General features: G+C 73.0%; 13 protein-coding genes. 8 read left to right on the top strand and 5 right to left on the bottom strand.

The genetic code is table 11. The features are described from left to right. Nucleotides 1–28 precede the first annotated feature (28 nt). Complete coding sequence (lhgO, locus tag Actob_RS28570) at nucleotides 29–1,222, bottom strand: L-2-hydroxyglutarate oxidase (protein ID WP_284914935.1); 1,194 nt, start codon at nucleotides 1,220–1,222, stop codon at nucleotides 29–31. 308 nt (nucleotides 1,223–1,530) lie between these two features. Here lhgO and Actob_RS28575 point away from each other — a divergent pair, with 308 nt between their 5' ends. Beyond that, the gene (locus tag Actob_RS28575) at nucleotides 1,531–2,220 is read left to right on the top strand and encodes a GntR family transcriptional regulator (protein WP_284914936.1); all 690 of its coding nucleotides are present in this window, start codon (nucleotides 1,531–1,533) and stop codon (nucleotides 2,218–2,220) included. Nucleotides 2,221–2,234: 14 nt separating this feature from the next. Here Actob_RS28575 and Actob_RS28580 read toward each other — a convergent pair whose 3' ends face one another. The 4 genes from Actob_RS28580 to Actob_RS28595 are packed head-to-tail and all read right to left on the bottom strand — an operon-like array spanning nucleotide 2,235 to nucleotide 6,371. Beyond that, nucleotides 2,235–3,788, bottom strand: a complete 1,554-nt coding sequence (locus Actob_RS28580; protein ID WP_284914937.1) for a HAMP domain-containing sensor histidine kinase — start codon at nucleotides 3,786–3,788, stop codon at nucleotides 2,235–2,237. A gap of 55 nt (nucleotides 3,789–3,843) precedes the next feature. Beyond that, nucleotides 3,844–4,554 (bottom strand): response regulator transcription factor, encoded by a 711-nt coding sequence (locus tag Actob_RS28585; protein WP_284914938.1) that lies wholly within the window; start codon nucleotides 4,552–4,554, stop codon nucleotides 3,844–3,846. Nucleotides 4,555–4,587: 33 nt separating this feature from the next. Then, nucleotides 4,588–5,007 carry an FMN-binding protein gene (locus Actob_RS28590; RefSeq protein WP_284914939.1) on the bottom strand — a complete coding sequence of 140 codons (420 nt, stop codon included), beginning with the start codon at nucleotides 5,005–5,007 and terminating at the stop codon, nucleotides 4,588–4,590. Between the two features lie 8 nt (nucleotides 5,008–5,015). Continuing rightward, the gene (locus tag Actob_RS28595; RefSeq protein ID WP_284914940.1) at nucleotides 5,016–6,371 is read right to left on the bottom strand and encodes a ferredoxin reductase family protein; all 1,356 of its coding nucleotides are present in this window, start codon (nucleotides 6,369–6,371) and stop codon (nucleotides 5,016–5,018) included. Between the two features lie 163 nt (nucleotides 6,372–6,534). Between Actob_RS28595 and Actob_RS28600 the strand changes: the two genes are divergently transcribed. The 7 genes from Actob_RS28600 (at nucleotide 6,535) to Actob_RS28630 (ending at nucleotide 13,733) form a co-directional block, all read left to right on the top strand. Then, entirely contained in the window at nucleotides 6,535–7,104 is a 570-nt protein-coding gene (locus tag Actob_RS28600; RefSeq protein ID WP_284914941.1) for a DUF4956 domain-containing protein, read from the top strand. Beyond that, entirely contained in the window at nucleotides 7,101–7,862 is a 762-nt protein-coding gene (locus tag Actob_RS28605) for a VTC domain-containing protein (RefSeq protein WP_284914942.1), read from the top strand. The genes Actob_RS28600 and Actob_RS28605 overlap by 4 nt, the downstream gene beginning before the upstream one ends. Further along, nucleotides 7,849–9,669 carry a carbohydrate-binding domain-containing protein gene (locus tag Actob_RS28610; protein ID WP_284914943.1) on the top strand — a complete coding sequence of 607 codons (1,821 nt, stop codon included), beginning with the start codon at nucleotides 7,849–7,851 and terminating at the stop codon, nucleotides 9,667–9,669. The genes Actob_RS28605 and Actob_RS28610 overlap by 14 nt, the downstream gene beginning before the upstream one ends. 153 nt (nucleotides 9,670–9,822) lie before the next feature. After that, complete coding sequence (locus tag Actob_RS28615; protein ID WP_284914944.1) at nucleotides 9,823–10,893, top strand: LCP family protein; 1,071 nt, start codon at nucleotides 9,823–9,825, stop codon at nucleotides 10,891–10,893. Nucleotides 10,894–10,938: 45 nt separating this feature from the next. Continuing rightward, nucleotides 10,939–11,559, top strand: coding sequence for an MBL fold metallo-hydrolase (locus Actob_RS28620; protein ID WP_284914945.1), 621 nt, complete (start codon nucleotides 10,939–10,941; stop codon nucleotides 11,557–11,559). Between the two features lie 120 nt (nucleotides 11,560–11,679). Beyond that, nucleotides 11,680–12,627: a phosphodiester glycosidase family protein gene (locus Actob_RS28625; protein ID WP_284914946.1), complete on the top strand. Its 948-nt coding sequence runs from the start codon at nucleotides 11,680–11,682 to the stop codon at nucleotides 12,625–12,627. A 5-nt stretch (nucleotides 12,628–12,632) separates the two neighbouring features. After that, a complete protein-coding gene (locus Actob_RS28630) occupies nucleotides 12,633–13,733 on the top strand; it encodes a bifunctional glycosyltransferase family 2/GtrA family protein (protein WP_284914947.1) in 1,101 nt (366 codons plus the stop codon). Nucleotides 13,734–13,753: the final 20 nt, after the last annotated feature.

Consider the following 13,753-nt stretch of genomic DNA (forward strand, 5'->3'; position numbering starts at 1 on the left):
GGGCTGCGGCCGGACTCCGAAACGCGGCCTAGTCGAAGATCGCACCGACGACGTGCTCGGCGATCGCCAGGGAGGAGGTCGCCGCGGGTGACGGGGCGTTGCGTACGGCGGTGACCGCGCCCATCCGGTGGATGCGGAAGTCGTCGACCAGGCTGCCGTCCCGGTCCAGCGCCTGGGCACGCACCCCGGCGCCGGCCCGGACCACGTCGGCCGCCCCGATCTCCGGGACGTACCGCATCGCCTCGGCCATGTAGCGCCGCCGGGAGAGCGAGCCGCGGACCTCCTTGACCCCGGTACGCCAGTGCCGCCTCGCCATCCGCCACGCACCCGGCCAGGCGGCCAGCGCGGCCAGGTCCGCGAGGGAGAAGTCGGAACGCCGGTAGCCCTCCCGGGCGGTGGCCAGCACCGCGTTCGGGCCGACCTCGACCACCCCGGTGACCCGGCGGGTGAAGTGCACCCCGAGGAACGGGTAGCGCGGGTCCGGTACCGGGTAGATCATGCCGCGGACCAGGTCCGCCTTGGCCGGCTTGACCCGCATGTACTCGCCGCGGAACGGGATGATGATCGGCTCCTGCCGGTCGCCGGCCAGCCTGGCGACCCGGTCACTGTGGATGCCGGCGCAGACGATCAGCCGGTCGACGACCAGGCGACGCTCGCCCGATGCCACTTCGGTCTTGCCGGCGTACGTCGCGATCCTGTCGACCGGCCAGTTGACGCGGACCTCTCCCCCGGCGGCGGCGATGTCGTCGGCGAAGGCCCGGGCGACGCCCGGGAAGTCGGTGATCGCCGTCTCCGGCGAATGCAACGCGGCGAGGCCGGCGGCGTGCGGTTCGATCTCGCGGATGCCGGCCGCGTCGACCCGGCGCATTCCGGGTACGGCGTTCTCCCGCGCCCGCTTCTCCAGGTCGTCCAGGCGCCCCAGCTCGTCGGCCCGGACCGCGACCACCAGCTTGCCGCACTCGTCGTAGGCGATGCTCCGCTCCTGGCAGTACTCCTTGAGCAGCGACCGCCCGCGGGTGCACAGCCGCGCCTTGAGGCTGCCCGGCGGGTAGTAGATGCCGGCGTGCACCACCCCGGAGTTGTGGCCGGTCTGGTGCCGGGCGACCGCGTCCTCCTTCTCCAGCACGACCACCCTGGTGCCCGGCCGCCGGAGGGTGATCTCCCGGCCGATCGCCAGGCCGACGATGCCGGCTCCCACGATCCCGATGGTCTCGTCAGCCATCACTCTCTCGCCTCCCGGTCAGGTCGGACGGGTATCGCCCTCGACCCTGGTATCGAACCGCACCGCCGCCCGCACCGATGACCCGGTTTCCGGTACGCCCACGCGATGCGACCGCGCTCCCCCTCCGCGGCCGGGTATTGCGCCCACGCCGCGGCGAGCCTATGTGAGCCGAACTGGTGGAGGGAAGACGACGCCGGCCCGCGCGGCGAGGCTGCGGACGTCGATCCACCCGCCACTGCGCGGATCGGCGCCGCTCAGGCATGATGAGGAGTCCGGCAGCGGCATCGACAGGGAGACGACGAGTACACATGGCGTCCGAGCACGACACCGACCGGCGAGCGGCGCGCGTCGCCGCCCCCAGTTCGGCGGCCCAGGCCCGCGACACCCTGCGCGACGCCATTCTGCGCGGCGAGTATCTGCCCGGCGAGCGCCTGGTCGAGGCGCAGCTCTGCGAGCGGTTGCTGGCGAGCCGGTTCAACGTGCGCGCGGCCCTGCAGGACCTGGCCGCCGAGGGTCTGGTCGAGGTGCAGCGCAACCGGGGGGCCCAGGTCCGCAAGGTGTCGATGGCCGAGGCCGTGGAGATCACCGAGGTCCGGATGGTGGTGGAGGGGCTGATCGCCGCCCGGGCCGCCGAGCGGGTCACCCCCGAGCAGGCCACCGAGCTCGACGAGATCGGCCTGCTGATGCGCCGCGCCGTCGAGGCCGGTGAGTACCGTCGTTACAGCGACCTCAACGTCCGCCTGCACGCCCTGATCCGCCGGATCGCCGGCCACCGGACCGCCGACCGGATCGTCGAGACGCTCCGCGGCCAGCTGGTCCGCCACCAGTACATGCTGTCCCTGCTGCCGGGCCGCCCACAGGCCTCACTCCCCCAGCACGAACGCATCATCGCGGCGATCCGCGACCACGACGCCAAGACCGCCGAGGCGGCCATGCGCGAGCACATCGCCAGCGTCATCGAAGCCCTCCGCTCCATGGACTACCTCGGCGGGGTCTGACCCGGTCACCGCCGTCACTCCGTCCCGCCGGCCGCGTCGGAGACGGGCAGGCGGATGGTCACCACCGTCCCGCCCTGCTCGCCCGGCGCGGCGGTGACCGTGCCGCCGTGCTGGGCGGCGGTCTGGGCCACGATGGCCAGGCCCAGACCGGAGCCCGGCATCGAGCGGGCGGCGGTCGCGCGGTAGAAGCGGTCGAAGACGTGCGGCAGGTCCTCCGCCGCGATGCCCGGACCACTGTCGGCGACGGTGAGCAGCGCCCAGCCGGACTCGCCCGGACCGAGGCCGGCTCCCGGCCCGGGGCCGGCGCCGCGATCGGCGACCTGGTGCGAGTCCGCGGTGGTCAGGCGGATCCGGACGGTGCCGCCGGGCGGGCTCCATTTCGCGGCGTTGTCCAGCACGTTCACCACCATGCGCTCCAGTTCGCCGGGGCGGCCGGCGACGATGGCGGGCGTCAGGCCGGTGTCATAGGTCAGCCCCGGGACGCGGATCCGGACCCGGGCCACCGCGGCGGCGACCACGTCGGCCAGCTCGACCGGCTCGACGGTCTCCCGGGTCGCCTCCTCCCGGGAGAGTTCGACCAGCTCGGTGGTGAGGGTGGCCAGCTCGCGCACCTGGGCGTCCAGGTCGGCGAGCAGCTCGGCCCGCTCCTCCGGGGGCAGCCGGTGGGCCAGCTCGGGACGGCGTTCCAGCTCCAGGAGCAGCTCGACGTTGGTCCGGATGCTGGTCAGCGGGGTGCGCAGCTCGTGGCCGGCGTCCTCGACCAGGGTGCGCTGGGCGCGGCGGGACGCGTCGATGGCGGCGAGCATCGCGTTCACCGAGCGGCCCAGGCGGGCGATCTCGTCGACGCCGTGCACGTCGATCGGATGGTCCAGGTCCTGGGTGACGGCGACGTCCTCGACCGCTGAGGTGAGCCGCTCGACCGGGGCCAGGCCGGCCCGGGCGACGGTACGCCCGAGGAATGCCGCACCGGCGATCCCGGCGGCGCACCCGAGGGCGAGCAGCAGCGCGAACGCGGTGAGCACCCGCTCGCTGGGGTCGGAGTCCATCCCGACCTGGACCGCGCCGCCGCCGGCCAGGGGCACGGTCAGCATGAGGTAGTCGTCGGTGCCGAGCGTGATGGTCTCCCGCACCGGCTGCCGTGCGGAGCCGGCGGCGATCCGCCTGGCGGAGTCGGTCACCGGCAGCGTGGTGCGGCTGCCGCCGGACGGCGCGCCGGTGGCGTCGAGGATCTGCCAGCACGGGCCGATCTCGCCGTGCCGCCAGCCGTCCCGCCCCGGGCCTCGCCCACCGCCGCCGTCACCGTGCCCGCCGAATCCGCCGGCGCCGGTGGCCGGCCACTCCCGGGTGCGGGACGACTCGGTCGCCAGCCACTGCTCCGGGTTGGCGGCGATCGACGCCGCGTCGTTGCTCAGCTCGAGGGCGACCTGATGTCGCTGGATCTCCCGGACCGCCACCCACGCGCCGCCCGCGACAGCCACCATGGCCGCCCCGACCGCGACCGTGACCAGCAGCGACAGCCGCGCGTGCAGGGTGCGCGCCCGCCACCACCGAACCGGCCCGAACCTCACCGCCACCCCTCCCCCACAGCCCCGCCCGCAGGACGAGACCGATGACCAGAAGCGCTCACAACGGCTCCTCCCGCAGGACGAAGCCGACTCCGCGCACGGTGTGCAGCAGCCGCGGCTCCCCCTGCGCCTCCAGCTTGCGCCGCAGATAACCCAGGTAGACGTGCAGGCTGTTGGACTGCTCGCCGAAGTCGTAACCCCAGACCTGCTCGAACAGGGCGGCCCGGCTCAGCACCTGGCGCGGGTGCCGCAGGAACGCCTCGAGGATGTCGAACTCGGTGCGGGTCAGCCGCACCGCCCGGCCGCCTCGCTGGACCTCCCGGGTGCGGGGGTGGAGGCGTACGTCGGAGAACCCCAGCCACTCGCCCGCCTCCGCCTCGCCGGGGATCGTGCCGGGTGGCGTGGCCAGCGCCGAGCGGCGCAGCAGCGCGCGGATCCGGGCCAGCAGCTCCTGCAGGGCGAACGGTTTGACCAGGTAGTCATCGGCGCCGGCGTCCAGGCCGGCGACCCGGTCGCCGACGCTGTCGCGGGCGGTGAGCATCAGCACCGGCAGGAAGACGCCGTCGGCGCGCAGCCGGCGGCAGGCCTCCAGGCCGTCCATCCGCGGCATGCTCACGTCCAGGATCAGCGCGTCCGGCTCACCGGCGCGGACCGCGTCGAGGGCCTGCAGCCCGTCGCCGGCGATCTCCACCTGATAGCCCTCGAAGCGCAGCGTGCGCGCCAGCGAGTCACGCACCGCCGCATCGTCCTCCACCACCAGGATCCGCATGCTCTCCACCCTGCCAGCACCCCCCGGCAACGATCAGCCCAGGTGCGCGGCGTCGAGCGCGGACTGCAGCGACCGCAGATATCCGTCGCTGGTCACGGTGGCCCCGGAGACCGTGTCGATGTCGGCGCTCTGCGCGTCCAGGGTCTCCCGCACGAGCGTCGGGATGGCGTACGCGTTGATCTCCTGGTCCTTGTGGTTCCCGGTCGGGTAGACCGGCACGGTGACCTGCGTGATCTTGCCGCCGGCCACGGTGATCTCCACCTGCACGTCACCCCACCGGGTCGACACCGTCGAGCCGGTGTAGTTCTTCCCACTGGAGGAAGAGGAGTCGGAACCGCCGGAGACGGGCGCCACCGCCGCCACCGGCTCAGCGCCATTGGTGCTGGTCCGATAGCTGAACAGGAGCACGAGCACGGCAACGGTGGAAAGCAGCCACAGAGTGATACGACGCATCGGATTCCTTACCAGGAGAAGAGTTCGGTGTGCAGGCGGTCGGCGGCGACCCCGGCCTCCAGCGCGGCGCCCCGCACCGACGCGGCCCACGCCCGCGGCCCACAGACGTACAGATGGGAATCGGCGATCCGGGGCACCAGCTGCCGCAACGTCTCGGCGTCCCGGTGCCCGGCCAGACCGGCCGGCAGCCAACCGGGGCGGTCGGCGCGCGGCCCGAGCAGCGTCACCACCCGCACCCCGCGGTGCTGGGCGAACCACTCCAGCTCCGACCGGAAGGCCAGCTCCGCCTCGCCGCGCGCCCGGTAGATCAGCGTCGCCTCGCCGGGCCGGTAGGGCAGTTCGCCGAGCAGCGACAGCAGCGGTGTGACGCCGATCCCGCAGGCCACCATCACCACCGGCCCACCGGTGTAGGTCTCCCCGGTCAGCTTCCCGTACGGCCCCTCGAACAGCACCCGCGTTCCCGGCCGCAGCCCGGCCACCCGGGAGCTGCCGTCCCCGAGGTTCTTCACGGTGATCCGGAGCTGATCGCCGTGCGGCGTGGCGGAGAGCGAGTACGGGTTGGCCCGGCTCCACCCCGCTCCGTCCAGGAACCGCCACTGGAAGAACTGCCCGGCCCGCACCGGCAGCTCCCCGAGCCGTTCCCCGCGCAGGTACACCGAGGTCAGCCCGGGCCCTTCGGACACCACCCGGGTCACCACCAGCCGGTGCCGCCAGTTGCGCCAGGCGGGCAACCCCACCCGGTACGCCAGCACCGCGCCCGCGGACACCCCGTACAGCGTCCACCAGTACACCGTGGCGGCCGTCGAGCCGGTGAAGTCCGTGCCGGTCCAGAGCTGATGCGGCAGGGCCAGCCCGACCCCGAGGTACGCGTACAGGTGCAGCAGGTGCCACGACTCGTACCGAAGCTTGCGCCGAGCGGCCCGGATCGACGTCACCACCACCATGACCAGCGCCAGGGTCCCCGCGGCGGCGAGCAACATCCCGGGGTAGTTCCAGATCATGTCCCAGAGCTCGGTGAGCAGACCGGTGATCGTCACGATGTGCACCACCATCAGCCAGAACGAGCCGAACCCGGCCCACCGGTGCCACCGCGCCAGCCGGTCCTGCCCGAACGCCCGCTCCACCAGGGGGATCCGGGCCATCAGCAGCACCTGGAGCAGCATCAGGTCGGAGGCGAGCAGCCCGGTCAGCCGTCCCCAGGCGGACAGGGTGACGACCTGCCGGACGCCGCCGTCGCTGACCCAGAGCGCCACCACCACCAGGAGGCTGAGCGCCGCGATCGAGCCGCCCACGTCGGCGTACCAGCGCGGCGTGGCGGACGGGCGGGTGCGGGGCGCCCGGGTGGGCACGGCTGTCGCTGTCATGCCCCCAAGATTCGGCACCTCACCTAAGACCTGGACCACCGGAAACGTAAGGAATCGCTAAGAGACACGGCTCTCAGACCCGGAACAGACGAGCCACAGCTTCCACCCAGGCGCCGGACCGCCAATGGGGAACACCACATGAACCCCGTCTGAAGGAAACCTCGTGAATGCTCTGTTCGCCGCGGCCGCGGATCTCCTGGCGATCGGCCTCCTGACGTTCGGCGTCTACTTCCCCCGGCACCACCGGCGCGACCTGGTCGCCGCGTTCCTGGGGGTGAACATCGGGGTGCTCGCCGTGTCGACGGTGCTCGGCGCCGAGAACGTCGGGGCCGGCCTGGGCCTGGGCCTGTTCGGCGTCCTGTCGATCATCCGGTTGCGCTCCGACGAGATCACCCAGCACGAGGTGGCCTACTACTTCGCGGCGCTCGCGCTGGGCCTGCTCAGCGGCCTGGGCGGCCTCGACCCGATCACCGGCGCGCTGATGGTCCTGATCATCGCGGCGCTCTGGATCGGCGACCACCCCGGCCTGTTCCACAGATACCGGCACCAGACCCTCCGGCTGGACACCGCGCACACCGACGAGACCGGGCTGCGCGCCCACCTGGAGCGCCTGCTCGGCGGGACCGTCGTCAACCTGTCGATCAAGCAGGTGGACCTGGTCAACGACAGCACCCTGGTCGAGGTCCGCTACCTGGCCCCGGCTGGCCGCGCCGCACGGGTGCCGGCCGCGTGATCGCCACCTTCGCCCCGATCTCGCTCGACGGCCTGGTCGCCGCGGCCGAGTTGCTCACCCGGGTCGACCGCAAGTACCTGCTGCCCGCCGCGCTGCTCCCGGCGCTGATGGCCGAGCTGCCACCGGAGGTCCGCGCGCTGGAGATCGACGGCCGCCGCGACTTCGGCTACCGCTCGGTCTACTTCGACACCGAGCGCCTGGACAGCTACCTCGGCGCGGCACACCGGCGGCGCCGCCGCTTCAAGGTCCGCATCCGCACCTACCTGGAGACCGGCGCTCGCTTCGTCGAGGTCAAGACCCGCGGTTCCCGCGGGACCACGATCAAGAACCGGCTCGCGTACGCCGGGAACGGTCACCTCCTGGGCGCCGCGGGCCAGGCCCACCTCGAGCACGTCCTGTCCGGCGCCGGCATCGTCCCGACCGGCCACACCTTCCACCCGGTGCTCGCCACCCACTACCGGCGGCACACGCTCTACCTGCCCGGATGCGGCAGCCGGGTCACCATCGACACGGACCTGAGCTGGTCCCTCCCGGACGGCACCGCACTGAGCATGCCGGGCCACGTGGTGCTGGAGACCAAGTCCGCCGGTGGCCGCTGCGACGTGGACCGGCTGCTCCGGCGGCACCGGCACCGCCCCGTCCCGATCTCCAAGTACGCCACCGGCCTCGCCGCGCTGCGCCCCGAACTCCCCGCCAACCGCTGGCACCCGGTCCTGCACCGCCACTTCTCCCCGAGGAACCACCATGAGACTGCGTAAGAAGTTCGTCGCCGCCGTCAGCTCGGCCGCGCTGGCGGCCGTCCTGCTCGCCGGCTGCTCCGGCGGCACCGGCGCGACAGCCGCCGAGGCGGCCACCGCCACCGCGGCGGTCAGCACTGTCGACGGCACCCAGAAGGCGTCCGCCGTACTCGCCGCCGACAAGACCGCCACCACCGTGGGTGACGTGTCCACCGGCGACGCGTCGGTCGTCACGCTGGCCGGGGGTTCGGCGTCGAGCGACGCCGGCGGCGTCACGGTGAACGGGTCGACGGTGACCATCTCGAAGGCCGGTACCTACCGGATCACCGGGACGCTGACGGACGGGCAGATCGTGGTGGACGCCGCCGGCGCCACCGTCACGCTGATCCTGGACAACGCCTCGATCAGCAGCTCGACCACCGCCGCTGTCGCCGCCACCGCCGTGGACTCGCTGGTCGTCATGCTCGCCGACGGGACCACGAACACGCTGGCCGACGCCGCGTCGTACGCCGATGACGCGGACGTGAACGCGGCCCTGTTCAGCGCCGGCGACCTGGGCATCACCGGGACCGGGTCGCTGACCGTGACCGGGAACGGCAACGACGGCATCACCGCCAAGGACGGCCTGGTGATCCGATCCGGGACGGTCGCGGTCACCGCGAAGGACGACGGGATCCGCGGCAAGGACTACGTGGTGGTCGACGGCGGCACGATCACGGTCACCGCCGGCGGCGACGGGATCAAGGCGGACGACACCGAGGACGCCGACTCCGGCTACGTGGCGATCGCCGGCGGGACGGTGACGCTGACCGCCGCCGGCGACGGCGTCGACGCGGCCACCGACATCGTGCTCACCGGCGGCGACCTGACGGTACGGGCGGGCGGCGGGCACGGCGTCACGGCCGCCGGCGACACCTCGGCGAAGGGCCTCAAGTCCGGGGTGATCACCGTGCTGGAGGGCGGCAGCACGACGATCGACGCCGCCGACGACGCGATCCACAGCGACGGCGCCGTCCACTTCACCGGCGCGAAGGTCACCGTGGCCAGCGGCGGCGACGGCGTGCACGCCGAGGGCCAGCAGATCGTCGACGGCGGCTCGCTCGACGTGACCACGTCCGACGAGGGCCTGGAGGCGGCCGACTTCGTCCTCAACTCGGGCACCGTGCACGTCGTCGCCAGCGACGACGGCGTCAACGCGGCCGGTGGCTCCGGCACCACCACCGCCGGCACCGGTGGCGGGGGCGGCGGCTTCGGGGGCGGGCCGGGCGGGGGCGGCGACGAGGTCGGACCGTACAAGTGGACGGTGAACGGCGGCACCCTGATCGTCGACGCGGGCGGGGACGGGCTGGACTCCAACGGGACGGCCTCGATCACCGGCGGGACCGTCGTCGTCAACGGGCCGGAGGGCAACGGCAACGGGGCGCTCGACGTGAACGGCACCTTCACGATCAGTGGCGGCACCCTGCTGGCGGCGGGCAGCGCGGGCATGGTGGTCTCGCCGGGCACCGACTCCGCGCAGGGCTGGATCTCCGCGTCGCTGGCCAGCGCGGTGCCGGCCGGCACCACCGTGCAGATCGCGGACGGTGACGGGAACCTGATCGCCACCTATGTGACGAGCAAGACCATCCAGAGCGTGGTCTTCTCCTCCTCGAAGATCAGGAGTGGTTCCGGCTACACCGTCTACACCGGTGGCAGCGCGAGCGGCAGCAGCACCGGTGGGCTGTCCGCGGGCGGCACGCTCGGCGCGGCCACCAAGATCACCACGGTGACCGCGGACCAGGCGGCGGCCGGGGGCGGCGGGTTCGGGGGCGGGCACGGGCCGCGCTGATTCCGGTACGCCACGGGCCGCTCCCTCGCCAGGCGGGGGAGCGGCCCGTCGCGTACCCGAAAAGGTGTTGATCCTCGGCAATCGCGATCAACCGCGGCATCCGGCGTGCGAGTATCCGCGAGCCGGACAAAAGCGGAGCATCTGGGAGGTCTCGTGGGCCGGATCGGGAAACGCCGCACGCCGCTGTGGGCTCGGCTCGGCATCGCCGTCGGCAGCCTCCTGCTCGCGCCGGCCCTGGTCACCGGCCAGGCGGCGGCCGGTTCCGGCGGTCCGGCGGCGGCGACCGGGTTCACCGGGCCGCTGAACCTGCTGCTCGTCGGCATCGACCCGCGCGACGATCACACCGCCCCGCTCGCCGACTCGATCATCGTGGCGCACATCCCGGCGGACCGGCACGGCGCGTTCCTCTTCTCGATCCCGCGCGACCTGGTCGTGACGATCCCGGCGTTCGCGGCATCCGGGACACCCGCCCAGCGCAGCAAGATCAACGCGGCGATGGCGCTGGGCAGCCGGCTCGGCGGCGACCGGTTCAGCCCGGCGCAGGGCTTCGCACTGCTGGCGCGGACCGTCGGCGACGTCACCGGCATCCGGCGGTTCGACGCCGGCGCGGTGCTGAACTTCGGCGGCTTCACCAAGATGGTCGAGGCGGTCGGCGGCCTGTCCATGCCGATCGACCAGACGGTCGTCTCCGAGCACCGCAAACCCGACGGCACCCCGCGGGACCGGCTGCCGGAGTGCCCCGGCCACGACAACTGCCACCGGCCCTACACCGGTCCGCAGAAGGTCTACCCGCGCAGCCTCCGGCCGGTGCACCTGCGGCCGTGGGAGGCGCTCGACTTCGTCCGGCAGCGCTACGGCCTGCCGCACTCCGACTACGACCGGCAGCGGCACCAGCGCCAGTTCCTCAAGGCCCTGGCCAAGAAGGTGAAGCGGACGGTGCTGACCAGCCCGGGCGGCCTGCTGCACACCACCGGCGTCATCGGCGACTCGCTGACCTTCGTCGGCGGCGGCCACAGCCTGAGCGAGTGGGCCACCGAGCTCGCCGGCCTGCACCTCAACGCGATGCGGACGCTCGGCCTGCCCGGCTCCGCCCTCTTCGAGAACGGCACCTACCTCGGCGAACAGTTCCCACCAGCGGTCACCACGTTCTTCACGGCGGTGGCCACCGACCGGATCCCGCGGTATCTCCTGGCCCATCCCGGCGTGGTCACCGTCGACGGCTGACCCCTCCCCCGGACACCGGCGCGGGCCGCCGGGCAGAATCGGGGTATGCGGCAGGCACGGGTGGATCACGGTGTGGTCAGTGGGACGTTCAGCCTCGACGGGCAGACCTTCGACGTCGACAACAACGTCTGGGTGGTCGGCGACGACACCGAGTGCGTGGTGATCGACGCGCCCCACGACGTCGACGCCATCCTGGCGATCGTCGGCGACCGGCGGGTCACCGCCATCGTCTGCACCCACGCCCACGACGACCACGTCCGGGTCGCGCCGGCGCTGCGCGAGCGGACCGGCGCACCGATCCTGCTGCATCCGGCCGAGCTGCCGCTCTGGGAGCTGACGCACGGCACCGGCGTCACCTGGGACCGGGACCTGTCCGACGGCGACCGGGTCGAGGTGGCCGGCATCGGCCTGACCGTGCTGCACACGCCGGGGCACGCGCCTGGCGCGGTCTGCCTCCACGCCCCCGATCTGGGGTGCGTCTTCACCGGCGACACCCTCTTCCAGGGCGGCCCGGGCGCGACCGGCCGGTCGTACTCGGACGGCGACCTGATCGTCGCCTCGATCCGGGCGAGACTGTTCGCCCTGCCCGGCGAGACGGTGGTGCACACCGGCCACGGCCCGGACACCACCATCGCCGCCGAGCGGACCGCCCTGACCCGGTCCTGACCCGTCGACGGTCCCGGCGGGCGGCGCAGGCGGTCCTGACTGCTTGATCGCGGCCGGGTCGACAGTCGGTCGACTGCCGCATCACAGTCCCGGAACAGGCAACGCCGCTTCACTCTGCTCGTGACCAGTGAAAACACTTCGAAGAAGCGACTCTCCCGGCGGGGTTTCCTGGGCGGTGGGCTGGGCGTGCTGGCCGCCGCCGCGGGTGGCGGCGGATGGGCGCTCAACCGCTATGTCATCGATCACGTCGAGGTGTCCGGCGCCTCCGCGCTGACCGCCGCCAACGTCGTGCAGGCGCGGGCGGCGACCGACGGCACGGCCACCGCGACGTCCTACACCAGCGGCACCGCGAAGATCGCGATCAGCACGGTGAGCACCGGGTCCGGTGGCGACAAGGTGACCTACTTCGTGGCCGACATCCAGGTCGGGGACGCCACCATCGTGCGGTCGGCGTTCGCCGGCGACCAGTTCGGCGAGAACATCACAGCGAACCCGTCGACGATCGCGGCGAGCGTGAACGCGGTGCTGGCGATCAACGGGGACTACTACGGTTTCCGGGACACCGGGATCGTGATCCGCAACGGGGTCAAGTTCCGGGACGCCGGGGCGCGGCAGGGGCTGGCGTTCTACGCCGACGGCAGCGCCAAGCTCTACGACGAGACGGCGACCAGCGCGGACGAGCTGATCGCGGCCGGGGTGTGGAACACGCTGTCGTTCGGGCCGGGACTGGTCGAGGACGGCAAGGTGCTCGACGGGATCGACCGGGTGGAGGTGGACACCAACTTCGGCAACCACTCGATCCAGGGCGACCAGCCGCGTACCGGGGTCGGCCTGATCGACGAGAACCACCTGCTCTGGATCGTGGTGGACGGGCGCAGCAGCGGGTACAGCCGGGGCGTCACGATGACCGAGTTCGCCCAGATCTTCGCGGACCGGGGCGCGCGGGTGGCGTACAACATCGACGGCGGCGGGTCCTCGGCGATGGTGTTCCGCGACAAGCTGGTCAACAACCCGCTCGGCCGGGGCCAGGAGCGCGGCACCAGCGACATCCTGTACGTGGCCGGGTGATCGCGATGCTCGTACTGATCCCCGCCTACCAGCCGGACGGGCGGCTGGCCGAGCTGGTCCGCGCGCTGGACCGGCACCACGTGCTCGTGGTGGACGACGGGAGCGGGCCGGCGTACGCCGAGTTCTTCGACGCGGCGCGGCGGGCCGGCGCCGAGGTGATCGCGCTGGACCGCAACCGGGGCAAGGGGTTCGCGCTGCGCGCCGGGTTCGCGCACGCGGCGGCCCGCCATCCCGGGCACGACGTGGTCTGCGCGGACAGCGACGGGCAGCACCGGCCGGCCGACATCGAGGCGGTGGCGGCCCGGACCGCGCTCACCGGCGCGGCGATGGTGCTCGGGGTGCGCCGGTTCACCGGGCCGGTGCCGGCCCGCAGCCGGTTCGGCAACGCCGCGACCCGGGTGTTGTTCCGGCTGGTCACCGGCCTGGCGGTGACCGACACGCAGACCGGCCTGCGGGGCTATCCGGCGCGGACGCTGGACTGGCTGGGCCGGGTCCCCGGCGATCGTTTCGAATATGAGCTGCGGCTGCTGCTGCGCGCGGCCCGGGAACGGCTGCCGGTCGAGGAGGTCGGGATCGCCACCGTCTACCTGGACGGGAACCGGTCGTCGCACTTCCGGCCGTTGCGCGACTCGGCGCGCGTCTACCGGCCGCTGCTCGGGTTCGCGGCGTCGTCACTGCTGGCGTTCGCGGTGGACGCCGGGCTGCTCGCGGCGCTGGTGACCGTCACCGGTCAGCTGACGCTGTCGGCGGTGCTGGCCCGGATGGTCAGCGCGACGCTCAACTACTCGGTGAACCGGGCCACCGTCTTCGCGCCGGTGCCGCATCGGCGGGCGGCGCCGCGCTATGCCGCGCTGGCCCTGCTGTCGCTGACCGCCAACGTGCTGCTGCTCGGCTGGCTGAGCGGCGTGCTGGGTTCGCTGGTGCTGGCCAAACCGATCACCGAGGTGGCGCTGTTCGCCGCCGGGTTCCTCGCGCAGCGCGCGTTCGTCTTCGGCCGGGAGCGGCAGCCGCGCGGCGCTCAGGTGGTCCCGGTGCGCTTTCCGGTACGGCGGGAACGCGCTCGCGGCGGGACGGTCGCCACGGCGTACCGGAGATCCGGGCGGTGACGCGGCCGGCGATCGGCCAC

The sequence above is a fragment of the Actinoplanes oblitus genome, from assembly GCF_030252345.1.
GTDB lineage: Bacteria > Actinomycetota > Actinomycetes > Mycobacteriales > Micromonosporaceae > Actinoplanes > Actinoplanes oblitus.